A 23,079-nucleotide genomic window follows, 5' to 3' on the forward strand; every position below is an offset into this window, starting at 1 on the left:
CGCGTCGTCGGCGGCACGTGTCGGCGAGGGCGGAGCCTCGGTCGGCGGGGTCTGCGGCGCGTCCGTCGCCGGCGCGTCGCTCTGCGGCGCGTCGGTCGTCGACGCGGCGCTCCGCGCACCACGCGAGCCACGGGTCGCGGCGCCCTTGCCGCTCTCCCGCCGCTCGCGGATGGCGCTGAGGAGGTCGCTCTTGCGCATGCCCGTCGTCCCAGGGACACCGAGCTCCGCGGCGAGGGCCTGGAGCTCGGGCAGCCGCAGGGTGGACAGGGCGCCCGAGCGCGTCCCGGGCGCGGAGGCCGCGTCCGGGCGCAGCTCAGCGGCCTCGATGGTCTCTGTCACGAAGGATCCTTCCCCCTCGTCCGGCGGCCCGGGTCCTCGGGAGGGAGGCGGGGGTCCGCGTGGGTGTCACGCCCATGGCGGGCGCTGTGGTGAGCCACGGCGGTCGCGCGCCGGCGAGGGCGCGACGGTGGCGGTTGTCCCCCGCGGCGTGCGGTGCTGGTGACTGACCGAGGACCGCACGTCGACGCGGTCTGCATCGACGGTCCGGTCGGAGGTCCGACAGCACCGACTGCGTTCGCCGGGGGATGGCCTCACGCTACCACCGTTGGGTCGGGCGACCCGACCGCGGCTCGCGGATCACCCGGACGGCCTCACGCCCGCCGCAGCCCGTCCTCAGGAGACGCGACTCGCGACGGCGCCCTGGTGGTCCAGGCCCGGGCGCAGGACGCGCCATCCCTGCGCGGTGCGACCCTCGGCGTCCCGCGGCCCGAGGACGGCGTCCAGCCGACGCCACCCCGCGTCGCCGTCGGAGGCGCGCTCCAGGACCAGGACGGACGGCCCGGCGCCGGAGACCACCGCGGCGGCGCCGTCCGCCCGCAGCCGCTCGACGACCTCCCAGGTCGCCGCCATCACGGGGGCGCGGTAGCGCTGGTGCAGGCGCTCCGACGTCGCCTCGGGCAGCAGCTCGGGGCGGTGGCACAGCGCGTGCACGAGCAGCGCCGCGCGGCCGGCGGTGTAGGCGGCGTCCTCGTGCGGGACCGTCGCCGGCAGCACCCCCCGGGCGGTCCTGGTGGCGCACCGCTCGACGGGGACCAGCACCACGGGCACGACGTCGTCGTGGACGGGCAGGACGGACGCGCGGGGCACGGCGCCCTCGGTCCACGCGACGGTCACGCCGCCGAGCAGCGCGGGCGCGGCGTTGTCCGGGTGGCCCTCCAGACGGGTCGCCAGGTCCAGGACCGTCGCGTCGTCGAGGGCCGCCGGGTCGGCGATGAGCATCCGCGCCGCGAGCAGGCCCGCGACGACCGCCGCGGCGGACGAGCCCATGCCCCGGCCGTGCGGGATGCCGTTCGTGCAGGTCAGGTGCAGACCGGTCAGCGGCGCACCGACGTGCTCGAGGCCGACGCGCAGGGCGCGGACCACGAGGTGGCGCTCGTCCGCGGCGACCTCGCCCGCCCCCTCCCCGGACACCTCGACGGTGACGTCGGTGCTGCCCAGCGCCCGCACCTCGACGACGTCGTGGTGGGCCAGCGCGAGACCCAGGCTGTCGAAGCCGGGGCCGAGGTTCGCGGACGTCGCGGGGACGCGCACCCGCACGTGGTCGTGACCGAGACGCATGGCGTGCTCAGTCGAGCTCGAGCGCGTGCGCGATCGAGACCACGTCCGCCTGGACGCGCACCGGGACGACCTCGTCGCCGTCGGCGGTGCGCAGCGCCCACTGCGGGTCCTTGAGGCCGTGGCCGGTCACGGTCACGGTGATCCGGGCGCCGGGCGGGACGCGACCGGCCTCGGCGAGACGCAGCAGGCCGGCGACCCCCGCCGCCGACGCCGGCTCGACGAAGACGCCGACCTGCGCGGAGAGGAAGCGGTGCGCGGCGAGGATCTCGTCGTCGGTGACCGCCTCGATGAGACCGCCGGACCCGTCGCGGGCGTCGATCGCCTGCTGCCACGACGCGGGGTTGCCGATGCGGATCGCCGTGGCAAGGGTCTCCGGGTGGGTGACCGGGTGGCCCGCGACGATCGGCGCCGCGCCGGCGGCCTGGAACCCCCACATCGCGGGCGTGCGGCTGGCCGGGCCGTCCTGGGCGTACTCGACGAAGCCCTTCCAGTACGCGGTGATGTTCCCCGCGTTGCCCACCGGCAGGACGTGGATGTCCGGCGCGTCGCCGAGGGCGTCCACGATCTCGAACGCCCCGGTCTTCTGACCCTCGATCCGGTCCGGGTTGACGGAGTTGACGAGCTCGACCGGGTAGACCTCGGCGAGCTTGCGGGCCGCCACGAGGCAGTCGTCGAAGTTGCCGTCCACCTGGAGCAGCCGGGCGCCGTGCGCGATCGCCTGGCTCAGCTTGCCCATCGCGATCTTGCCGTCCGGCACCAGGACCGCGCAGGTCATGCCCGCCGCCGCCGCGTAGGCGGCGGCCGAGGCGGAGGTGTTGCCCGTGGACGCGCAGACGACGGCCTTGGCCCCGCGTCCGGCCGCGGCGGAGATGGCGGTCGTCATGCCGCGGTCCTTGAAGGACCCCGTGGGGTTCATGCCCTCGACCTTGAGGCTGACCTCGGCGCCGACCGCCTCGGACAGGGCGCGGGCGGGCACGAGCGGGGTGCCGCCCTCCCCCAGGGTGACGACGGTGCGCTGGAGGTGGGCCGGGAGGCGGTCCGCGTACTCGGCGATGACCCCGCGCCACTGGTGTGCCATGTCAGGCTCCTTCGACTCGCAGCACCGAGACCACGGCACGCACCACAGGCAGGTCGGCCAGCGCGGCCACCGTCGACGCCAGCGCGGCATCGGGGGCCGCGTGCGTGACGACCAGCAGGTCGGCCTGCTCGCCGTCGGCCCGGGCCTGGCGCACCGTCTCGATCGAGACGTCGTGGTCGGCGAAGACGCGCGCCGCCTGGGCCAGCACGCCGGGACGGTCGTCCACCCGCACCTGCACCTGGTAGCGCGTCACGGCCTCGCCCACGGGCCGCGGACGCAGGTCCGCGTGCCGCGACTCGACGGGGCCCTTGCCCCCGAGGACCCGGTGACGTGCCACCGTGACGAGGTCGCCCAGCACCGCGCTCGCCGTGGGCGCACCGCCCGCGCCGCGGCCGTAGAACATCAGCTCGCCCGCGGCCTCGGCCTCGACGAAGACGGCGTTGTAGGCCCCGCGCACGCTCGCCAGCGGGTGGCCCAGCGACACGAGCGCCGGATGGACCCGGACGACGACGCCGTCGGCACCGGCCCGCTCGGCGATCGCGAGCAGCTTGACGACGTGCCCGGTCTCGGCCGCGAGCGCGACGTCGTCGGCGGTCACGCCCATGATCCCGACGCAGTGGACGTCGTCGACGCTGACCCGGGTGTGGAAGGCCAGCGAGGCGACGATCGCCGCCTTGGCGGCGGCGTCGTGGCCCTCGACGTCGGCGGTCGGGTCCGCCTCCGCGTAGCCGAGCTCCTGCGCCTGGGCGAGCGCGTCCTGCAGCTCGAGCCCGTGGGTGGCCATCTGGTCCAGCACGTAGTTCGTGGTGCCGTTGACGATGCCCAGCACGCGGGTGACGCGGTCGCCCACGAGGGACTCCCGCAGCGGGCGGACCAGGGGGATCGCACCCGCGACAGCCGCCTCGAGGTAGAGGTCCACCCCGGCCTCGTCGGCGGCGGCGTACAGGGTGGGACCGTCCTGGCCGAGCAGCGCCTTGTTCGCGGTGACCACCGACGCGCCCGAGGCGATCGCCTCGAGCAGCAGCGAGCGCGTCGGCTCGATCCCGCCCATGACCTCGACGACGACGTCGGCCCGGCGCACCAGCGCGGAGGCGTCGTCGGTGAGCAGCGCCCGGTCCACGACCGGGTCGCGGGGCGCCGTGACGTCCCGCACCGCGATGCCGACGAGCTCCAGCGGTGCGCCCACCCGGGCGGCGAGCTCCGCGCCGTCGGTCAGGAGCAGCCGCGCCACCTCGGTGCCGACGACCCCGCAGCCCAGCAGGGCCACCCGGACCGGTCCACTGGCTGTCACCGTTCGCCACCTCTCGCGTCTGCCGCACGACCGCCGTGCAGCGTCACCCTGCCGCATCCCCCTGCGCCGACGCCGCCCCGGCCAGGATGTGGGCGCGCCGGACGGACCCGTCAGCCCATGTCGAGCGCGAGGAGGTCGTCCTCGGTCTCGCGCCGCACGAGCACCCGGACCTCGCCGTCGCGGACCGCCAGCACGGGGGGTCGCGGCACGAGGTTGTAGTTGGAGGCCATGGAACGTCCGTAGGCGCCGGTCGCGGGGACGGCCAGGAGGTCCCCGGCCCGGACGTCGGCCGGGAGCTGCACGTCGTGGACGACGACGTCCCCGCTCTCGCAGTGCTTGCCCACCACGCGCGCCCGCACCGCGTCCGCCCCACCCGCGCGGTTCACCAGGGCGGCGGAGTACCGCGCGCCGTAGAGCGCCGGGCGCAGGTTGTCGCTCATCCCGCCGTCGACCGAGACGTAGGTCCGCGTGAACGTCCGGTCGTCCTCGGCCGGGCCGTCAGGACCCTGCTGGTCCCCGTCCCCGTCCCCGTCGACGACGACGGGCTTCACGGTGCCCACCGTGTAGAGCGTGACGGTCGTGGGGCCGACCACCGCCCGGCCCGGCTCGATCGAGACGCGGGGCACGGGCGTCCCGAGCTCCGCGCAGACGGCGGCGACCGCGGCAGCCATCCCGTCGGCGACCTCGGCGGGGTCCAGGGGCACCTCCCCCGGCAGGTACGCGATGCCGTACCCGCCGCCGAGGTCGACCTCGCGGACGAGGTGCCCCGTGCGCTCGGCCAGCAGCGCCCGCAGCTCGAGGATCCGGCGCGTGGCGACGGTGAACCCGGACGGGTCGAGGATCTGGCTGCCGATGTGGGAGTGGATGCCCACGAGGTCCAGCTCCGGGCGGGCCAGGACCGCCTCCAGCGCCTCGAGCGCCTGGCCGCCGGCGACCGACAGGCCGAACTTCTGGTCCTCGTGCGCGGTGGAGATGTACTCGTGCCCGCCGGCGTGCACGCCGGTCGTGACGCGGACCATCACCGGCGCCCGGACGCCGGCCGCGGCAGCCGCGGCGGCCACCCGGTCCACCTCGGGCAGCGAGTCCAGGACGAGCCGGCCGACGCCCGCGTCCAGCGCGCGCCGGATCTCCGCGTCGGACTTGTTGTTGCCGTGCAGGCCGATGTGCTCGCCCGGCACGCCGGCCCGGAGCGCGACGGCGAGCTCCCCGCCGGTGGCCGTGTCGATCCGCAGGCCCTCCTCGGCCGCCCACCGGGCGACCGCGGTGCTGAGGAACGCCTTGCCGGCGTAGTAGACGTCGACCTCGGTCCCGATCGCCGCGAAGGCCCGGCCGAACTCCTCGCGGAAGACGCGCGCCCTGCGCCGGAAGTCGACCTCGTCGAGGACGTACGCCGGCGTGCCGTGCTCCGCGGCGAGCGCGCGCAGGTCCACGCCCCCCAGGCTCACGGCCCCGTCCGGTCCGACCGCGGTCGAGGTGGGCCAGAGGGCGGGGTCGAGCGGGCGGTCGACCGGGCCGGGGGTCGGGCTCGTCACATGCGCTCCGGCGCACCGACGCCGAGCAGGCCGAGGCCGTTGGCCAGGACCTGCCGGGTCGCGTCGTTGAGCCACAGGCGGGTCCGGTGGACGTCGCCGACCTCCTCGTCGCCGAAGGGCGTGACGCGGCGCTGGTCGTACCACTTGTGGTACGCGCCGGCGAGCTCCTCGAGGTAGCGGGCGACGCGGTGCGGCTCGCGCAGCTCCGCCGCCTGCGCGACGACCCGCGAGAAGTCCCCGATGAGCGCGAGGAGGGTGCTCTCCGTGGCGTGGTCCAGCAGGGACGGGTCGAAGCCGTCCTCCCGGCGGACCCCGAGGTCCGCGGCGTTGCGGCCGACGTTCACGGTCCGGGCGTGGGCGTACTGGACGTAGAAGACCGGGTTCTCGTTGGTCGCGCGGGCGAGCAGGTCGAGGTCCAGGTCGATCATGCTGTCCGTGGACGATCGCGCCAGGGCGTAGCGCGCGGCATCGACGCCGACGGCGTCCACGAGGTCGTCGATGGTCAGGATCGTCCCGGCGCGCTTGGACATCCGGACCGGCTCGCCGTCCTTGACGAGGTTCACCATCTGGCCGATGAGGATCTCGAGGTTGGTCCACGGGGTGTCGCCGAACGCGGCGCACATCGCCATCATCCGGCCGACGTACCCGTGGTGGTCCGCGCCGAGCATGATGATCGCCCGGTCGAAGCCGCGCTCGCGCTTGTCCAGGTAGTAGGCGAGGTCCCCGGCGATGTACGCCGCGGTCCCGTCGGACTTGATGATGACGCGGTCCTTGTCGTCCCCGAACTCCGTGGTTCGCAGCCAGGTCGCGCCGTCGGCCTCGAAGATGTGGCCGAGCTCGCGCAGCCGCGCGACGGCCTTCTGGACGGCACCGGACTCGTGCAGGGAGTCCTCGTGGAAGTAGACGTCGAAGTCGACCCGGAACTCGTGGAGCTTCGCCCGGATCTCCCCGAACATCAGCTCCACGCCACGACGCCGGAACGCCTCCTGCGCCTCCGGGTCCGGCAGCGTGAGCGGGTCGGTCTCGCCCGCGGCGGCGGCGTCGGCGAGCACCTGGGCCGCGATGTCGGCGATGTACTGACCGCCGTAGCCGTCCTCCGGCGCCTCCTGGCCCTTGGCCCGGGCCAGGAGCGATCGCGCGAACCGGTCGATCTGCGCGCCGTGGTCGTTGAAGTAGTACTCCCGCGTCACGTCGGCACCCGCCGCCTGGAGGATCCGCGCGAGCGAGTCGCCGACGGCGGCCCAGCGCACCCCGCCGATGTGGATGGGACCGGTCGGGTTCGCGGAGACGAACTCGAGGTTCACCCGCTCCCCGGCCAGCGCCGTCGTGGTCCCGTAGGCCGCACCGGCCTCCACGACCGTCCGCGCCAGCCCCCCGGCCGCGGCGGTGTCCAGGGAGATGTTGAGGAACCCGGGTCCGGCCACGTCCACGGCGGCGACGCCGGGCACCGAGCGGAGCCGCTCGGCGAGCACGTCCGCCAGGCCGCGCGGCGGGACGCCGGCCTTCTTCGCCAGCTGGAGGGCCACGTTCGTCGCCCAGTCCCCGTGCTCGCGCTGCCGGGGTCGCTCGACGGCGACCGACGACGGGACGTCGTCGGCGCTCAGGGTCACGGCACCGTCGGCGACGGCGGCGGTCAGGACGGCGTGCAGCGCCTCGGACAGCTCGGCAGGGGTCACGGCGCCAGCCTACCGAGCACGGTGCGGGCCTCGGCGCGACGTCCGCGGCGCCGCCCGGGGCGCCCGCCGCCGGCCCGGTCCCGGCGCCCCACCAGGCAGCGAAGATGCGCCGAGGGCCTGCGACGGTGTTGAATCCCCCCACATCGAACGGGAGGTCGGATGACTCGCCGCACGAACCTCATCGACCAGGCCGTCGGCCGCCTCCGTCAGCAGATCACCTCCGGCGCGTGGCCGGTCGGCACGCGCATCCCGGCCGAGCCGGAGCTCACCGAGCTCATCGGCGTGGGCCGCAACACGGTCCGCGAGGCCGTCCAGTCCCTGGTCCACGCCGGCATGCTCGAGCGGCGTCAGGGGTCCGGGACCTACGTCATCTCCAACTCCGAGCTCGGCACCGCCATGGGCCGCCAGATCGCCGGCGCGCACCAGCGTGACGTCCTCGAGGTGCGCCGCAGCCTCGAGGTCGAGGCGGCACGGCTGGCCGCCGTCCGGGCGACCGCGGAGCAGGTCCAGGAGCTGCGGGCAGTCCGCGACCGCCGGGCCGCGGCCTACGCGAGCGGTGCGCTCGACGACATGGTCGAGACGGACCTGCTGCTGCACCGGACGATCGCGCGGGCCGCGGACAACCCCGTCCTGCTCGCGCTCTACGAGAACCTCCTCGACGCGATCACCGAGAACATCCGGTTCAACTTCGAGCACCCGGTGCACGACGACGACTCGCACCACGACCTCGTCGAGGCGATCGCCGCCGGTGACGCGGAGGGTGCGATGCGCGAGGTCGACGAGTACCTGTCCGAGTTCATCGGCGACATCCAGGTCGGCTGACCTGGCCGCGGCGCCCGGCCCGGACCCGCTGGTCCGGCGACCGGCCGCCGGGCTGGTAATGTTCTGCGCGCCCCGCCCGCGTAGCTCAGGGGATAGAGCGTCTGCCTCCGGAGCAGAAGGCCGCAGGTTCGATTCCTGCCGCGGGCACCCACGAGAGCCCCGGTCCACCGATGGTGGCCGGGGCTTCGTCGTTCCCGGTCTCCTGCGGCTGGCCGGGACCTTCGCCCCCTGGCTGCGGCGAGCCGGATCCGGGATACAGGGACGGTGAGCACCCTGGACCGGGGCCGCGCGAGGGCGGTCCCCGTCCCCCTGCACCCGCACGCCCTGCGCGTCGACGGCGTCGCCGCCATGCTCAACGCCGAGCTCGCGGACGACCCCGTGTACGACGGGATCGAGCTGCAGCGGTTCGACGACGACGTCCACGGGACCGGGATGCTCGTGTTCCTGTCGCGGCGGGACGACCGGACCGTCGACTACTACGCCGAGCCGGGGCTGCGCCTGGACCGCGCGGGCTACCGGATCGGTGCCGGCACGCGGTCCTGGACCGAGACCGACCTCGGTACCGCCCGCCTGGACGTGCTCCAGGACGGCGTGGTCGCGGCGGTGCGCTTCACCGACGTCGACGGGCGTCTCGTGGAGGTCGACGTCGACGACCGCGACGGGCGCCCCCGCCGGCGGGCGCGGCTGCTCGCCCCGGTCAGCGCCGGCATCGACCGACCGTGCTCCCTGCTCCTCGTCTGGCTCGGCGGCTTCGACCTCGTCCGCGTCACGGCCCGGCGGCCGGTGATCCGCATCGACGGCCGGACCGCCTCCACGGGGCGGCTTCCCGGCGTCCGGCTGCACCACCGGCACCTGATCAAGTACGCGGCTCCCCTGTGCTCCGTGGAGCTCAACCGGGACGCGGGCGGCCCCGCCGGGTTGGGCGGGCCGCACGAGGACGCGGGCGGCGACGACGCCCGCGCGGACGCAGGCGCCGCGACAGGCCGCGTCGAGGCGACGGCGGACGGGACCGCCGTCCGCCGGATCACCGCCGCACGTGCCCCCCACACCGCGGCGGTGACGTTCGAGCCACCGTTCCCCGACCTGCGCGCCCTCGCTCCCGGGGACCCCGCGTCCGGCCGGTGGTGGCTGGAGGCGGACGGCGCGCGCCTCACCGGCGGCGCCTGGTCCGCCGCGCGCGCCGACGACGTCGTCGACGTGGCGCTCGACGTCCACGAGCGATGGCGGCCCGGGCGCCTCCCGCTGCTCATGCGGGTCGTCACCGCAGTCGTACCGGTGTTCCGCCGGTGGCCCACGACCTACGCCTGGCGGGCGACCGTCGACCTGGGGAACCCGCAGCAGGTCAGTGGGGGGTGGCACCGCACCGGCGGCCAGGACGGCGCGGCCTACCGGCGTGCCACCGGGAGCTGACCGTGCGGGTCGCCCCGCGCTCGACGCCGTGGACGACGCCCGGGTACGCCGATGCCCCCGTCGCAGGACGGGGGCATCGGGTACGGCGGGTGCGAGGACGTCCCTCGCGGAGGGTCAGTTCTCCTCGGCGCGCGGCTGCGGGACGCCGTGCAGGAGGCCACGCACCTCGGCCTCGCTGTAGCGACGGTGGCCGCCGAGGGTGCGGATCGCCGAGAGCTTGCCGGCCTTGGCCCACCGGGTGACGGTCTTGGGGTCGACGCGGAACATGCTCGCGACCTCGGCCGGCGTGAGCAGGGCGCCGGGAGCTTCGGTGCGGTCCTGGTGCGAGGTCTGAGGCGACATGGCGCCCATCCTTTCGTCGTTCGGTGAGCCCGGCCGACCCTGGGGGTCCCGTTGGCTTTGCGTCCCCACCTCACGGTGGGTTTGCCCTTGTCGCTGACAGGGGACACGTTGACACAATCCGGACATCGGCGCAATGCCCGACAGGCCGTGTCAAATCCCACTTCACCCGAACAGTCCAGCCCACGCCCCGAAGGGGTGACGCGGCTGACCCGCCGGTCACAGCGACCGTCACCGACGGCCCGGCGCCGCACCACCTCCCTGAGAGCCACGACAGCGGGCGCCACGGCTCCCCGCGCGCGTCCTGCGCCCCCGACCTAGCGTGGACCGCGAGCACCGCCCCCGCGGATCGCGGAGGCGCCGTGCGGACCCATCCTCGAGACCAGGAGGTAGCCATGCCGAGCGTCCAGAAGTCCATCGACGTCGACGTTCCCCTGACCACCGTCTACAACCAGTGGACGCAGTTCGAGGACTTCCCCCACTTCATGGGCGGGGTCGAGCGGGTGACCCAGGTCGACGACACCCTGACCCACTGGGTGACGTCGATCGGCGGCGTCGAGCGGGAGTTCGACGCCGAGATCACCGAGCAGCACCCCGACGAGCGCGTCGCCTGGAAGAGCATCGACGGGAAGACCCACGCGGGCGTCGTGACCTTCCACCGGCTCAGCGACACCAGCACCCGGGTGATGGTGCAGATCGACTGGGAGACCGAGTCGCTCACCGAGAAGGCGGGCGCGGCCCTGGGCTTCGACGACCGTCAGGTGAAGAAGGACCTGGAGCGCTTCAAGGAGTTCATCGAGGCCCGTGGCGTCGAGACCGGCGGGTGGCGCGGGGACGTCGACCACCCGTGAGGTCCGGTCCCGCCCGCGGGGCCTGAGCGCAGCAGGAGCCGCCGCGGCCGTGTCGGCGGCCGGCGGACGCGGCGACGCCCGGACGGGTGCCCCCTCGAGGGGCAGCCGTCCGGGCGTTACCGTGCCGGGATGAGCCGTGACCACGCCGTCCCCGACGGGACACCCCCGTCACCGGGCATGTCACCGGCCCTGTCACCGGCGACCTCACCGGCAGTGCCGGCCGAGCTGGCAGAGCGGTTGCGCGGCACGCGCAGCCTCAAGTGGACCGGGGTGGACGCCGACGTCGCGGCGTGGGTCGCCGAGTCGGACCTGGGCACCGCTCCCGAGGTCAGCGACGCCGTCCTCGGGGCGGTGTCGGCCGGCCTGACCGGCTACCTCCCGCCCTGGCTGCGCGCGGACCTGGCCGCCGCCACCTCGGACTGGTACGCCGGACGCCACGGCTGGAGGCCGGCCCCGGAGCGCGTCCACCCGGTCGCCGACGTGCTGGAGGCCCTGCGGGTGACGGTCGAGCACCTGACCCGCGCCGGCTCCCCCGTCGTGGTGCCCACGCCCGCCTACATGCCGTTCCTCACGGTGCTGCGGCAGTGGGGGCGCGAGGTGCTCGAGGTCCCCCTGGCGCACGACACCGAGCGCGGTGCCGTGCTGGACCTGGACGCGATCGCCAGGGCCCTCGGGTCCGGTGCGCAGCTCGTCGTCCTCACGAACCCCCACAACCCGACGGGGCGGGTCCACACGCGGGACGAGCTCGCGGCGCTCACGGCGGTCGTCGACAGCAACGGGGGCCGGGTCTTCGCCGACGAGATCCACGCCCCCCTGGTGCATGCGGGTCACGAGCACGTCCCGTACGCCTCGACGAGCGCGACGGCGGCGGCGCACACCGTCACCGCCACGTCGGCGTCGAAGGCCTGGAACGTGCCCGGGCTGAAGTGCGCCCAGGTCCTGCTCACGGCCGACAACGACGTGTCGGCCTGGCGCCGCGTCGACCACCTCGCCACGCACGGCGCCTCGACCCTCGGCGCGGTGGCGAACGTCGCGGCGTACCGCGCGGGCGGGCCGTGGCTCGACGCGCTCCTGCCGACGCTCGGCGAGCACCGCCATGCCCTGGCCGAGGGCCTGCAGGCGGGCGGGGCGGTGGACACCGACCCCCGCTCCGGCGCGGGGTCACGTGTCGCCTACCGCGCCCCCGAGGGCACGTACCTGGCGTGGCTCGACCTGCGACCCGCCTTCCGTCGGGCGGGCGCGCCCGTGCCGGAGGACCTGGGCGCCTGGCTCCTGGGCCGGACGGGTGTCGCGGTCGTCGACGGCGCGCTGTGCGGTGCGGCCGGCCGCGGCGCGGTCCGCCTCAACCTGGCCATGCCCCGGCCCCTCGTCGTCGAGGCCGGGCGACGCATCGCCGCGTGCCTGCCCGCCTGAGTCGGCACGGCTGAGACGGTGCGCCTGAGTCGGCACGCCTGAGACGGCACGCGCGGGACGGCGGACCCGGGGAGCCGGGTCCGCCGCGATGTCGCTGTGCCGTTCAGGTGCCCGTCCGGTGCCGCTCGGGCGCCGGTCGGGCGCCGGTCAGGCCGGGGCGCTCTCCTGGGTGCGGTGGCCGATCGCCGTCGGCGCCGAGGTGCCGTGGCGGATCTCGACGCGACGAGGCTTCGCCTCCTCGGCCACCGGGATGGTGAGCGTCAGCACGCCGTCGGCGTAGCTCGCCTCGATCGCGTCGAGGGCGAGCCCTCGGCCCACCGTGAGCTGACGGACGAACGTGCCCGTCGCCCGCTCGCGGGCGAGCCACTGCACGTCGGGCTCCGTGCGGCCCGAGCGCTCGGCCCGCACGGTGAGGGTCCGGTCCTCGACGCTCACGTCGATGCTGCCGGGGTCCGCCCCGGGCAGGTCCACGTGCAGGACGTAATGGTCACCGGCCCGGTACAGGTCCAGCGGCATCGCCGGTACCGCCGGCACCTCCGCCGCGCGGGTGGCGCCGAGCAGCTGGTCCATCCAGCGAGCCGTGTCGGTGAAGGGGTCGTACCGCGTAGCCATGATCGCAGCACCTCCTTCCGAGGGTGCTCCGGACCGTCCGGAGCACGGTGCAGGTCCCGGTGCGGCGCTCCGTGTCCGCCCCAGGCGGCTACATCTCTGGTGTAGCACCACGCCCGCCGCCTGCCAAGGGGTCCGCGGCGACCGGGACCTCGGTCCCGTCGGGGGGTCAGCGGGGCCCCGCCCGAGCAGACCTGGGACGACGTCGGGACCTTCGACACAGGGCTGTGACTGGGGTCAGCCCTAGCGTCGGTGACGGGTCAACGGCGATCCATCACCCCGTCACCGAGAAGACCGGGAGCTTCCCGTGAGCCGATCAGCCCGACCCAGCCCTACCGCGGACGTCGCGACCCCTGTCGCCCCCGCCGAAGCCATCGACGGCCTCGTCGCCGGTGCCCTGAAGGCGCTGGGACAGTACGCGACCTACACCCAGGAGGACGTCGACCAGATCGTCCGCAAGGCGTCGGTCGCCGCCCTCAACCAGCACGGCGTCCTCGCCCAGCTGGCGGTCGAGGAGACGCGCCGCGGCGTCTTCGAGGACAAGGCCGTCAAGAACATCTTCGCGTGCGAGCACGTGACGCACCGCATGGCCGGCACCAAGACCGTCGGCATCGTCGCCCGCGACGACCTGCACGGGATCGTCGAGATCGCCGAGCCGGTCGGCGTCGTCGCCGGCATCACGCCGGTCACGAACCCGACCTCCACCGCGATCTTCAAGTCCCTCATCGCGCTGAAGACGCGGAACCCGATCGTCTTCGCCTTCCACCCGTCGGCGCAGCGGTCGTCCGTCGCCGCGGCCCGTGTGGTGCGCGACGCCGCCGTCGCGGCCGGCGCCCCCGAGCACTGCATCCAGTGGGTCGAGCAGCCCTCGATCGAGGCGACGAACCAGCTCATGAACCACCCGGGCGTCTCGCTCATCCTCGCCACGGGCGGCAACGCGATGGTCCGCGCGGCCTACTCGTGCGGCAAGCCGGCCCTCGGCGTCGGGGCCGGCAACGTGCCGGCCTACGTGACCAAGCAGGCGAAGCTCAAGCGCGCGATCAACGACGTCGTCATGTCGAAGTGCTTCGACAACGGCATGGTCTGCGCCTCCGAGCAGGCGGCCATCCTCGACACCGAGATCTACGACGAGGCGATGAGCGAGTTCGCGCGCCTGCACGCGTACCGCTGCACCCCGGAGGAGAAGGGCAAGCTCGAGGAGCTGATCTTCGGCGTCCGGGCCGACGGCACGAACTGCGCGGGCGCGAAGCTCAACCCCGCCGTCGTCGGCCAGAGCCCGCAGTGGATCGCCGAGAAGGCGGGCTTCACCGTTCCCGCCGACACCTCGATCATCCTCGCCGAGGTCTCCGAGGTCGGCCCCGCAGAGCCCCTGACCCGCGAGAAGCTCTGCCCCGTCCTGGCCGTCCTGCGGGCCGAGTCGACCGAGCACGGCATGCAGCTCGCCGAGCGGATGGTCGAGTTCGACGGCCTGGGCCACTCGGCCGCCATCCACTGCGAGGACAAGGACCTCGTCGAGGAGTACGGCAGCCGCGTCAAGGCCGTCCGCGTCATCTGGAACTCGCCGTCGTCGCAGGGTGGCATCGGTGACATCTACAACGCCTTCACCCCGTCGCTGACGCTCGGCTGCGGCTCCTACGGCGCCAACTCCGTGTCCAACAACGTCTCGGCGGTCAACCTGGTGAACATCAAGCGGATCGGTCGGCGGAACAACAACCTCCAGTGGTTCAAGGTCCCGGCCAAGACCTACTTCGAGCCGAACGCGATCCGCTACCTCGAGGACATGCCCGACATCCGCCGGGTCACGATCGTCACCGACGAGACCATGACGAAGCTCGGCTTCGTGGACAAGATCCTCGACGTGCTGGCCCGCCGGCCGGAGAAGGTCGCGCTGCAGATCCTCGACCAGATCGAGCCGGAGCCGAGCATCCGCACCGTCGACCGCGGCGCCGAGCGCATGCGCGAGTTCAACCCGGACACGATCATCGCCCTGGGCGGTGGCTCGCCGATGGACGCCGCCAAGGTCATGTGGCTGCGGTACGAGCACCCCGAGATCGTCTTCGCCGACATGCGGGAGAAGTTCTTCGACGTCCGCAAGCGGGCGTTCAAGTTCCCGACCCTGGGTGAGAAGGCCAAGCTCGTCTGCATCCCGACGACGTCGGGCACCGGCGCGGAGGTCACCCCCTTCGCCGTCATCACCGACCAGGAGACCGGCGTCAAGTACCCGCTGGCGGACTACGCGCTCACGCCGACCGTCGCGATCATCGACCCGGCGCTGACCGGCAAGATGCCCGCGTCCCTCGCGGCGGACTCCGGGTTCGACGCCCTCACCCACGCGACCGAGGCGTTCGTCTCCGTCTACGCGAACGACTTCACCGACGGCATGGCCATGCAGGCCATCCGCCTCATCTTCCAGAACCTCGAGGCGTCGGTCACCGGTGGCGAGGAGGCCGTCCAGGCCCGGGAGAAGATGCACAACGCCGGCACCATCGCGGGCATGGCGTTCGGCAACGCGTTCCTCGGGATCGTGCACGCCATGGCCCACACCATCGGGTCCAGCTTCCACCTCGTGCACGGCCGCACCAACGCGACGCTCCTGCCGCACGTGATCCGCTACAACGGCAGCGTGCCGACCAAGCTCACGAGCTGGCCCAAGTACGAGTACTACGTGGCACCGGAGCGCTTCCAGGAGATCGCCACCATGCTCGGCCTGCCCGCCTCGACCCCCGAGGAGGGCGTGGAGTCCTACGCCCGCGCGGTCGAGGACCTGCGCGACCGGGTCGGGATCCCGGCGTCGTTCCAGGCGCAGGGCGTCGTCGAGCGCGACTTCATCGGCAAGCTGGACGACCTGGCGATGCGCGCCTACGAGGACCAGTGCGCGCCGGCGAACCCCCGGATGCCGATGCTGGACGACATGAAGGACCTCATGACCGCGGCGTACTACGGGACGTCGCTGCAGGACGTGCGCTCCCGGCGCACGGCGGCGCAGGAGGTGGAGCCGTCCACCCAGGAGACGGTGCCCGCCTCCTGACCCGCTCGGCGGGCCGTCCGGTCGCGCGGACGGCCCCCCACCGCGGCCCCCGACCCCACACGGGTCGGGGGCCTCGGCCGTTCGGGGTGGGGACCCGTGGCGACGTCCGGTCCGCGCACGGCGCGACGTCCGTTCGGCGCACGGCGCGGTCGCCCGTGCCCGTCCCGCGGGACACACTGGTGCCGAGGCGCCCGGCACCAGTCCGCCGGTCGCCACGGCTCGTCGAGCCGCCCCCGACCTGACCTGGAGGCCCCGGATGACCCCGCAGCACGACCGCACGGCACGACGGACGACGGCCCGCTGGGCGCGGCGCGCGGTCCGGCCGGCGGCGGCCCTGGTGCTGGCCGCGGCCCTGACGGGCTGCGCGGAGGGCGAGGGGCCCGTGGACGTGGACGTCGACTGGAGCGGCCTGTCCGACCAGGTGGAGCAGCTCGCGGACGAGGCCCGGCAGACCGCGGACGACGTCCGTGAGGACCTGAGCGGCGCCCAGGTCGACGACGCCGTGCGGGAGCGCACCGAGGGCGCCGTGACCGAGGCCGAGCAGGCGGTCGAGGAGGCCCGCACGCGGCTCGAGGAGCTCCAGCGGGGTGCGTCCCCGGCCGCGGAGGACCTGGCGGACGCCGAGCGCGCCCTCACCGACGCGCGCGAGAACCTCGAGTCGGTCACCCAGGACACGGAGGGTGCCGTGCGGGAGGGGCTCGAGAGGCTCTCGGGCGAGATCGACGGCCTGCTGGACCGGATCGGCGAGGCGTCGCCCTGACGCCTGCCGGACCGCTAGCGTCGGGGGACGTGACCACAGGCTCGAGCGGCGCGGCCGCCTTCACCCCGACCACCCCGGCCCCGCTGTCCGGCCACCAGATCCACCTGGCCCTGGGCGACCAGGAGGCGACCGTCACCGACGTGGGCGCCAAGCTGCGCCGGTACGCCGTCGGCGGCCGTGACGTCGTCGTCCCCTTCGACGAGGACGTCACGGCGCCCGCCGGCCACGGCGCGGTCCTGGCGCCGTGGCCCAACCGACTGCGTGACGGCCGGTACACCTGGGACGGCGAGGAGTACCAGGTCCCGCTGAGCGAGCCCGACCGGGGCACCGCGCTGCACGGCCTCGTCATGTTCCAGCGGTGGCAGCCCGTCGCCGTCGACGACGCGGCGCACCGGGAGGGAGCCGCGACGACCCTCGAGCTCCGCCTCGCCCCCGGGGGCGGCTACCCGTTCGACCTGCTGCTACGGGTCACCTACCGGCTCACCGCCACCGGCCTGCACGTGCAGGCGGCCGCCACCAACCTCGGGTCGCGTGCCGCCCCGTACGGCATCGGGTTCCATCCCTGGCTGTCGCCGGGCGAGGGCAGCCTCGACGAGTGCACGATCCAGATCGACGCGGCGACCCGCGTCACGGTCGACGACCGGCTCCTGCCGACGGGCACCGAGCCGGTCAGCGGGCAGTTCGACCTGCGCGAGCCCCGCCCGGCGAGCGAGGTCGACGTCGACGACGCGTTCGTGGACGTCCTGCGCGACGAGGACGGGCTGTCGTGGATCCGGCTCACGGGGGCGGACGGGCGCACCGCGGCGGTGTGGATGGACGAGTCGATGGACACCTGGCAGGCGTGCACGGGCGACCACCTGGGGGTGGTCGAGTGGCGGCGGACCGGGCTCGCGGCGGAGCCGATGAGCTGCATCGCCGACGCGTTCCGCACGGGAGACCGCCTGGTCCGCCTCGAGCCCGGCGCGACGCACGAGGTCACCTGGGGCATCACGCTGCTGTGAGGTGAGGACCCCGCCGTGCGGCGGGCCCGGGGACGCTGCCGCTCGAGCGGTGTCCCCGGGAGCCGGGCAGCGAGGTGCCGGGTCCGCCCGGGTGCCGCCGGCGCACAGCGTCAGCGGGTGGCGCCGACGCAGGGCGTCAGCAGGTGGCGCCCATGCAGGGCGTCAGGACCAGTTCGTCCCCATCGCCTCGGTGCCGGGGACGTACTCCCAGTGCCACGGCTCGTACGGTCCGGACCCGCCGCGCCGGGCCCACGCCGGGTTCTCCCAACCGAAGACCGGGCCGTTGGTACGCAGCCACGCCATCGCGTCGGCGCTCGCGGTCTCCGAGCTGCACAGGTCGATCGCGAGGCCCCAGCCGTGGTTGCTCAGCCCCGGCGTGGCGGCGAGACCCGGCTTGGTCACGGCCAGGCGGCGCTGGACGCTCAGCGGCCGGTAGGAGTCCGTCAGGCACAGGTCGCGGTCGAACGCGGCGCGGAAGTTGAGGTTGAGCTCGCTCAGCGCGACGGCGGCGTCACCCCGCAGGGCGTGGTCGGGGTCCCACAGCGAGCACAGGTCCGACTGCGGGATCTGCCCGTTGGGGGCCGTGGTCCGGATGTCGCCGTCGCAGCCCGGCAGCGGCTCCCGCTCCAGGGAGCGGCTCACCGGCTCGGCCGCCGCACGGGGGCCGCTCCCCGCGGCCAGGAGCGTGGTCGGCGTCGCCTGCGGCAGGGTGGACGAGAGGACCTCGTACGCCGTGGGCAGGCCGGCCGCCGCCGCGGAGGCGGAGACGGTCCCGGGGCCGAGCTCGACGTCGGTGCCCGTCGTCGCGTCGACCACGGGGAAGGCGATGGTGGCGGCGGCGAGGGTGCTCAGGACGGCGGTCCGCGGGCCCCAGCGCAGGGCCCAGGGGGTCAGGGTCGAGCGGGCCCGTGACGTCCGGGCGGCCCGGCGCGAGGCCCGGTTCCCCGAGCGGTCGGCGGCGGCGCGCAGCTCCCGCCGGGAGGTCGCCGGCGCGGGGGCCGACGGGACCTGCTCGGGCTCCACGACACCTCCGATGGATCAGGGGCACTGCCGGCACGGACACGCTCGTCACACGGACCGACCCGCACAGGGCGTGCGGGCGGCCGACGACCCCTGGGGGCCGGGGTTGACCGTAGCGGAGCGGAGCAGGCGCGGGATCGAGCTCGTGCACGCACCCTGGGGGGCCACGCTCCACCGCGGTCACGAAACAGTAACGGACGCCACACCCGGGTTCCAAGCCCCCTCGGTCCCCCGATCCGGTGAGCGTCGTCACCTCCGGGGTCCCTTGACGCACCGGCCCCGAAGGGTGCCGGTCCGGAGCCGGCGGGGCGACCTGTGCCAGGCTGGCACCATGAACGCCCCGCGCCCGACGGACACCCGCACCGGTGGCGACCCCGCCTCCGTCGTCGTGCTCGTCGTGGAGGACGAGCCCGCCATCGCCACGGCGATCGCGCACCGGATGGCTGCCGAGGGCTGGCGCGTCGAGGTCGCCTCCGACGGCCCGTCCGGCGTCGCGGCGGCCGCACGCCTCACGCCGGACGTCGTCGTCCTGGACGTCATGCTGCCGGGCTTCGACGGTCTCGAGGTGTGCCGCCGGATCCAGGCGGAACGGCCGGTCCCCGTCATCATGCTCACCGCGCGGGACGACGAGACGGACATGCTCGTGGGCCTCGGCGTCGGGGCCGACGACTACATGACCAAGCCCTTCTCCATGCGGGAGCTCGTCGCGCGCACCCGGGCCCTGCTCCGCCGCGTCGAGCGCTCCGCGCAGCTCGCGGGCTCGACGGCGCCCGAGGCCCCGATCACGGCGGGCGACGTCGTCGTCGACCGCGCCCAGCGCCGGGTCTCGCGGGCGGGCGAGCCGGTGCACCTGACGCCGACGGAGTTCGACCTCCTCGTGACGCTCGCGGTCAACCCGCGCACGGTGCTCACCCGCGAGCGCCTCCTCGCCGAGGTCTGGGACTGGGTGGACGCGAGCGGCACGCGCACCGTCGACTCCCACGTCAAGGCCCTGCGACGCAAGCTCGGGGCGGACCTCATCCGCACGGTCCACGGAGTCGGCTACGCGTTCGAGCCGGCAGGGTCCTGACCCGTGCCGCCCCGCCACGCCGGACGGCTGCCGGACGTGCGCCCGCTCGACCGCTTCTCCTCGATCAAGATCAAGCTGGGCGTCCTGGTCACCGCCACGGTGACCCTCGCGGCGTTCGTGACCTGGGCGGGCCTCTACAACGCCCTCGGGCCGAGCCGGACCCTGCCGCTGGCGATCGTGTTCTCCGTGCTCGCGGTGCAGATCCTCGCGCACGGCATGACCGCGCCCCTGCGGGAGATGACCGCCGCCGCGCGCAACATGGCGGCCGGCGACTACTCCCAGCGCGTGCGCGCCACCAGCGGGGACGAGGTCGGCCAGCTCGCCGACGCGTTCAACCGCATGGCCGAGGACCTCGAGCACGCGGACACCCTCCGGCGGGAGATGGTCGCGAACGTGTCGCACGAGCTGCGCACGCCGGTCGCGGCGCTGCGGGCGCAGCTGGAGAACATGGTCGACGGCGTCACGGAGCCGGACCCGCGGGCCCTGGAGCAGGCCCTCGCGCAGGTCGAGCGCCTCGGACGGCTCGTCACCTACCTGCTGGACCTGTCCCGCGTCGAGGCGGGCGCCGTCGCGCTCGACGTCCGGGACGTCCCGCTGCGGGAGTTCCTCGAGGAGGCCGCCACCGGCGTCCGGCCCATCGCGGCGGTCAAGGACGTCGAGGTCGTCGTGGACGTCGAGCCGGCGGGCCTGTCGGTCCCGGCCGACGCCGAGCGGCTGCACCAGGTGGTCACCAACCTCGTGCAGAACGCCGTCCGCCACTCCCCCGAGAGCCGCGAGGTGCGCGTCGCCGCGCGGCGGCACGGTCGGGAGATCCACATCGACGTGGTCGACGAGGGACCGGGGATCCCGCCCGCCGACCGCGACCGGGTGTTCGAGCGGTTCCAGCGCGGGAACGCCCCGACCCAGCCGGGCGCCCAGAGCACCGGCGGCACGGGTCTGGGGCTCGCCATCGTGCGGTGGGCCGTGAGCCTGCACGGCGGCACGGTCGAGGTCGCCGACTCCCCCGCCGGGTGCGTCATGCGGGTCCGGATGCCCGCAGGGCCGCACGGGCGACGGGCCGGCCGGACGACGGCGCCGGAGCAGCCCTCGACGACGTGACGGAACCGCCGCCCGCCGACGGCGACGCACGGCATGATCGGGCGCGGGCGGTCAGCACGCGCGGGAGGAGCGGGGATGACGCAGGACGACACAACCCGGCACGACGGGCACCGGACGGGCCAACCGGAGGTGTCGCCGCACGGTGACCCCCACGACGCGGCGGGCGTCGTCGAGGTCCGGGGGCTCACCAAGACGTTCGGCACGGTGCGGGCCGTCGACGACCTCTCGTTCCGCGTGCTGCCCGGGCGGGTCACCGGGTTCCTCGGGCCCAACGGGGCGGGGAAGACGACGACGCTGCGCATGCTCCTCGGCCTCGTCCGGCCCACGGCCGGCACCGCGACGATCGGTGGCCTCCCCTACGCCGCACTGCAGCGCCCCCAGCGCGTGGTCGGCGCGGCCCTCGAGGCGGCGAGCTTCCACCCCGGCCGCACCGCGCGGGACCACCTGCGGGTCTACGCCCCGCAGGTCGGCGTCCCCGATGCCCGCTGCGACGAGGTCCTGGCCCTCGTGGGCCTGACGGAGGTCGCGCACCGGCGGGTCGGGGGCTTCTCCCTCGGCATGCGCCAGCGCCTGGGACTCGCGACGACCCTGCTGGGCGACCCCCGGGTGCTCGTCCTCGACGAGCCGGCGAACGGCCTGGACCCGGAGGGCATCCGCTGGCTGCGGGACGTGCTGCGCCACCTCGCCCGGGAGGGCCGGACGGTGCTGGTGTCCAGCCACGTGCTGCCGGAGGTGCAGCAGACCGTCGACGACGTCGTCATCATCGCCCGTGGCCGCCTCGTCCACGCCTCCTCGCTCGCCGGCCTCGCCGCGCTGACGCGGACGGGCGTCCGGGTGACCTCCCCGGACGCCGAGGGCCTGCGGCGGCTGGCCGAGCAGCGGTGGGCCGGCCGGTGGAGGGACGTCCCGGAGCGCCCGGGCACCCTCACGATCGACGACGTCGACGCGCCGGGCGTGGGGCACGCGGCCTTCCTCGCGGGTCTGGAGCTGCACGGCCTCACAGAGACCTCCGTCGGGCTCGAGGACGTCTTCCTCCGCCTCACCGGTGAGCCGCCGGTGGGCCCGGCGGGGACGAGTGCCGGCGGCGCGTCCGCCGTCGGGCGCACCGGCCCCGACGGGGAGGTGGCGGCGTGAGCGCCGCCCTGCGCACCGAGTACCGCAAGCTGGTCTCGACGCGTCTGTGGTGGGTGCTCCTGGCCGTGACCGGGCTCTACATGGCCTTCCTGGGCGGGGTCCTCGCCCTCGCCCTGGTGCTGGGGGACGGACCGATGACGGGGCTGCCGACCGGCGACGGCCCCCCGCCGCCACCGCTGGACGACCTCGCGGTCGCCCTCTCGGTCTACACACTGGCGCCCGCGCTGGGCTACGTGTTCCCGGTCGTCGTCGGGGCGTTGTCGGTCACGGGCGAGTTCCGGCACATGACGATCACCCCCACGCTGCTCGCCGAGCCGCGTCGCTCGGTCGTCCTCGGGGCGAAGCTGCTCGCGAGCATCCCCGTCGGCCTCGTGTTCGGCCTCGTCGGGACCCTCGCCGCCACCGGTGCCGGCGCCGCCGCGCTCGCCGCCTCCGGCCACGACCCCCTGCTGACCGACCCGGACGTGCTGGCCGCCGTCGGGCGCTCGGTCCTGGCGCTCACGGTCTGGACCGTCGTCGGCGTGGGCTTCGGCAGCGCCCTGACCAACCAGGTCGCCGCCATCGTCGTCCTGCTCGCCTTCACCCAGTTCGTCGAGCCGACCCTGCGGATCTTCCTCGGGGCGGTGGAGTGGGGTGCCGGCGTCGCGCGGTGGCTGCCGGGTGCGGCGGGCGAGGCCATCGCCGGCTCCAGCTTCTACAGCACGGCCGGCCTGGCCGAGCTCCTCCCCTGGGAGCAGGGCCTCCTCGTCCTCGTCGGGTACGGCGTGGCCCTCGCCGCCGTCGGCCGGCTGACCACCTTCCGGCGGGACGTGACCTGACGACGGCGCCCGCACGCACGGCCGCCGCGCGGACCTCGCCGGGTCATGGTGCCCGCAACGGACGCCGTAGACCGGCCCACGACCCGGTCATTGCCCGCGCTTTCCGGTCGCCACCACACTGGCGGCGGGACGCGCGCCGCGGGCTCCCGGGAACGCGTGGCACCCGCCGACGTGGCCTAGGGTGGTGGTCCGAGAGAGGGCCGTCACAACGGTCCTAGGTCCCGCAGTGGAAGAGGGCGATCCTCGCGTGTCCCAGAAGGCGCACCCGGATGCAACGTCGCAGTTCGGAGCGAACCAGTGGCTTGTCGACGAGATGTACGAGCAGTTCCTGAAGGACCGGGACGCCGTCGACCCCGCGTGGTGGGAGTTCTTCGAGGACTACCGCCCCGGCGCGGAGCCCAACGGACCGGGTGACGGTCGGGCGGAGCGCCGCCCGGCCCCCGTCGCCCCCGAGGCCAGGCCGGCACCCTCCCCGGCGCCCGCAGCGCCTCCCGCGCCCCGAGCGGCCGCGGA

Annotated in this window: 21 protein-coding genes, 1 tRNA gene and 1 riboswitch; of the genes, 13 read left to right on the top strand and 9 right to left on the bottom strand. The window is 74.7% G+C overall.

Annotated features, from left to right (window positions below; all coding sequences use genetic code 11):
- From N866_RS20865 to argS, 6 genes are all read right to left on the bottom strand, one after another.
- A partial coding sequence (locus tag N866_RS20865; protein ID WP_034224895.1) for a Rho termination factor N-terminal domain-containing protein occupies positions 1–339 on the bottom strand: 339 nt, incomplete at its 3' end.
- Positions 340–672: 333 nt separating this feature from the next.
- Complete coding sequence (gene thrB, locus N866_RS07550) at positions 673–1,617, bottom strand: homoserine kinase (protein WP_034224897.1); 945 nt, start codon at positions 1,615–1,617, stop codon at positions 673–675.
- A 7-nt stretch (positions 1,618–1,624) separates the two neighbouring features.
- On the bottom strand, positions 1,625–2,695 hold the full coding sequence (gene thrC, locus N866_RS07555; protein ID WP_034224899.1) for a threonine synthase: 1,071 nt from the start codon (positions 2,693–2,695) through the stop codon (positions 1,625–1,627).
- Between the two features lies 1 nt (position 2,696).
- Positions 2,697–4,043, bottom strand: a complete 1,347-nt coding sequence (locus N866_RS07560) for a homoserine dehydrogenase (protein ID WP_081802434.1) — start codon at positions 4,041–4,043, stop codon at positions 2,697–2,699.
- A 53-nt stretch (positions 4,044–4,096) separates the two neighbouring features.
- The gene (gene lysA, locus N866_RS07565; RefSeq protein ID WP_034224903.1) at positions 4,097–5,518 is read right to left on the bottom strand and encodes a diaminopimelate decarboxylase; all 1,422 of its coding nucleotides are present in this window, start codon (positions 5,516–5,518) and stop codon (positions 4,097–4,099) included.
- Entirely contained in the window at positions 5,515–7,194 is a 1,680-nt protein-coding gene (gene argS / locus N866_RS07570; RefSeq protein WP_034224905.1) for an arginine--tRNA ligase, read from the bottom strand. The genes lysA and argS overlap by 4 nt, the downstream gene beginning before the upstream one ends.
- Positions 7,195–7,353: 159 nt before the next feature.
- On the opposite strand from argS, the gene N866_RS07575 reads away from it, so the two are divergent.
- The 3 genes from N866_RS07575 (at position 7,354) to N866_RS07585 (ending at position 9,426) form a co-directional block, all read left to right on the top strand.
- Positions 7,354–8,016, top strand: coding sequence for a FadR/GntR family transcriptional regulator (locus N866_RS07575; RefSeq protein ID WP_034224907.1), 663 nt, complete (start codon positions 7,354–7,356; stop codon positions 8,014–8,016).
- Positions 8,017–8,090: 74 nt separating this feature from the next.
- Positions 8,091–8,163: transfer RNA gene (locus N866_RS07580), tRNA-Arg, on the top strand.
- Between the two features lie 117 nt (positions 8,164–8,280).
- Positions 8,281–9,426, top strand: a complete 1,146-nt coding sequence (locus tag N866_RS07585; RefSeq protein ID WP_034224909.1) for a hypothetical protein — start codon at positions 8,281–8,283, stop codon at positions 9,424–9,426.
- Positions 9,427–9,540: 114 nt separating this feature from the next.
- On the opposite strand, the gene N866_RS07590 is transcribed toward N866_RS07585, so the two are convergent.
- Positions 9,541–9,768, bottom strand: a complete 228-nt coding sequence (locus N866_RS07590) for a BldC family transcriptional regulator (protein WP_052022555.1) — start codon at positions 9,766–9,768, stop codon at positions 9,541–9,543.
- A gap of 19 nt (positions 9,769–9,787) precedes the next feature.
- Positions 9,788–9,864: riboswitch (cyclic di-GMP riboswitch) on the bottom strand.
- A 296-nt stretch (positions 9,865–10,160) separates the two neighbouring features.
- On the opposite strand from N866_RS07590, the gene N866_RS07600 reads away from it, so the two are divergent.
- Both N866_RS07600 and N866_RS07605 read left to right on the top strand, forming a co-directional pair.
- Positions 10,161–10,616 (top strand): SRPBCC family protein, encoded by a 456-nt coding sequence (locus tag N866_RS07600; RefSeq protein ID WP_034224913.1) that lies wholly within the window; start codon positions 10,161–10,163, stop codon positions 10,614–10,616.
- A gap of 129 nt (positions 10,617–10,745) precedes the next feature.
- Positions 10,746–12,029 carry a MalY/PatB family protein gene (locus tag N866_RS07605; protein WP_245612425.1) on the top strand — a complete coding sequence of 428 codons (1,284 nt, stop codon included), beginning with the start codon at positions 10,746–10,748 and terminating at the stop codon, positions 12,027–12,029.
- A 147-nt stretch (positions 12,030–12,176) separates the two neighbouring features.
- On the opposite strand, the gene N866_RS07610 is transcribed toward N866_RS07605, so the two are convergent.
- On the bottom strand, positions 12,177–12,641 hold the full coding sequence (locus N866_RS07610; protein ID WP_034224917.1) for an Hsp20/alpha crystallin family protein: 465 nt from the start codon (positions 12,639–12,641) through the stop codon (positions 12,177–12,179).
- A gap of 304 nt (positions 12,642–12,945) precedes the next feature.
- Between N866_RS07610 and adhE the strand changes: the two genes are divergently transcribed.
- The 3 genes from adhE to N866_RS07625 all read left to right on the top strand — a co-directional run bounded on the left by adhE (position 12,946) and on the right by N866_RS07625 (position 17,427).
- Complete coding sequence (gene adhE, locus N866_RS07615; protein WP_052022550.1) at positions 12,946–15,666, top strand: bifunctional acetaldehyde-CoA/alcohol dehydrogenase; 2,721 nt, start codon at positions 12,946–12,948, stop codon at positions 15,664–15,666.
- A 256-nt stretch (positions 15,667–15,922) separates the two neighbouring features.
- Positions 15,923–16,426, top strand: coding sequence for a DUF2524 family protein (locus tag N866_RS07620; RefSeq protein WP_034224919.1), 504 nt, complete (start codon positions 15,923–15,925; stop codon positions 16,424–16,426).
- A gap of 29 nt (positions 16,427–16,455) precedes the next feature.
- Positions 16,456–17,427, top strand: a complete 972-nt coding sequence (locus tag N866_RS07625; RefSeq protein WP_081802435.1) for an aldose 1-epimerase family protein — start codon at positions 16,456–16,458, stop codon at positions 17,425–17,427.
- A gap of 162 nt (positions 17,428–17,589) precedes the next feature.
- Here the strand turns inward: N866_RS07625 and N866_RS19820 are convergent, their stop codons facing one another.
- Positions 17,590–18,450, bottom strand: a complete 861-nt coding sequence (locus tag N866_RS19820) for a M15 family metallopeptidase (protein ID WP_052022552.1) — start codon at positions 18,448–18,450, stop codon at positions 17,590–17,592.
- 328 nt (positions 18,451–18,778) lie between these two features.
- On the opposite strand from N866_RS19820, the gene N866_RS07635 reads away from it, so the two are divergent.
- From N866_RS07635 to N866_RS07655, 5 genes are all read left to right on the top strand, one after another.
- The gene (locus tag N866_RS07635) at positions 18,779–19,516 is read left to right on the top strand and encodes a response regulator transcription factor (protein WP_034224921.1); all 738 of its coding nucleotides are present in this window, start codon (positions 18,779–18,781) and stop codon (positions 19,514–19,516) included.
- A gap of 3 nt (positions 19,517–19,519) precedes the next feature.
- Complete coding sequence (locus N866_RS07640; protein ID WP_052022554.1) at positions 19,520–20,614, top strand: HAMP domain-containing sensor histidine kinase; 1,095 nt, start codon at positions 19,520–19,522, stop codon at positions 20,612–20,614.
- A gap of 75 nt (positions 20,615–20,689) precedes the next feature.
- Positions 20,690–21,748 (top strand): ABC transporter ATP-binding protein, encoded by a 1,059-nt coding sequence (locus N866_RS07645; protein ID WP_081802436.1) that lies wholly within the window; start codon positions 20,690–20,692, stop codon positions 21,746–21,748.
- Positions 21,745–22,566, top strand: a complete 822-nt coding sequence (locus tag N866_RS07650; RefSeq protein WP_034224923.1) for an ABC transporter permease — start codon at positions 21,745–21,747, stop codon at positions 22,564–22,566. Before N866_RS07645 ends, N866_RS07650 begins: the two co-directional genes overlap by 4 nt.
- A 247-nt stretch (positions 22,567–22,813) precedes the next feature.
- On the top strand, positions 22,814–23,079 hold a 266-nt coding region (locus tag N866_RS07655; RefSeq protein WP_155855252.1), incomplete at its 3' end, for a 2-oxoglutarate dehydrogenase E1 subunit family protein.

Source organism: Actinotalea ferrariae CF5-4 (assembly GCF_000603945.1).
Classification (GTDB): Bacteria; Actinomycetota; Actinomycetes; order Actinomycetales; family Cellulomonadaceae; genus Actinotalea; species Actinotalea ferrariae.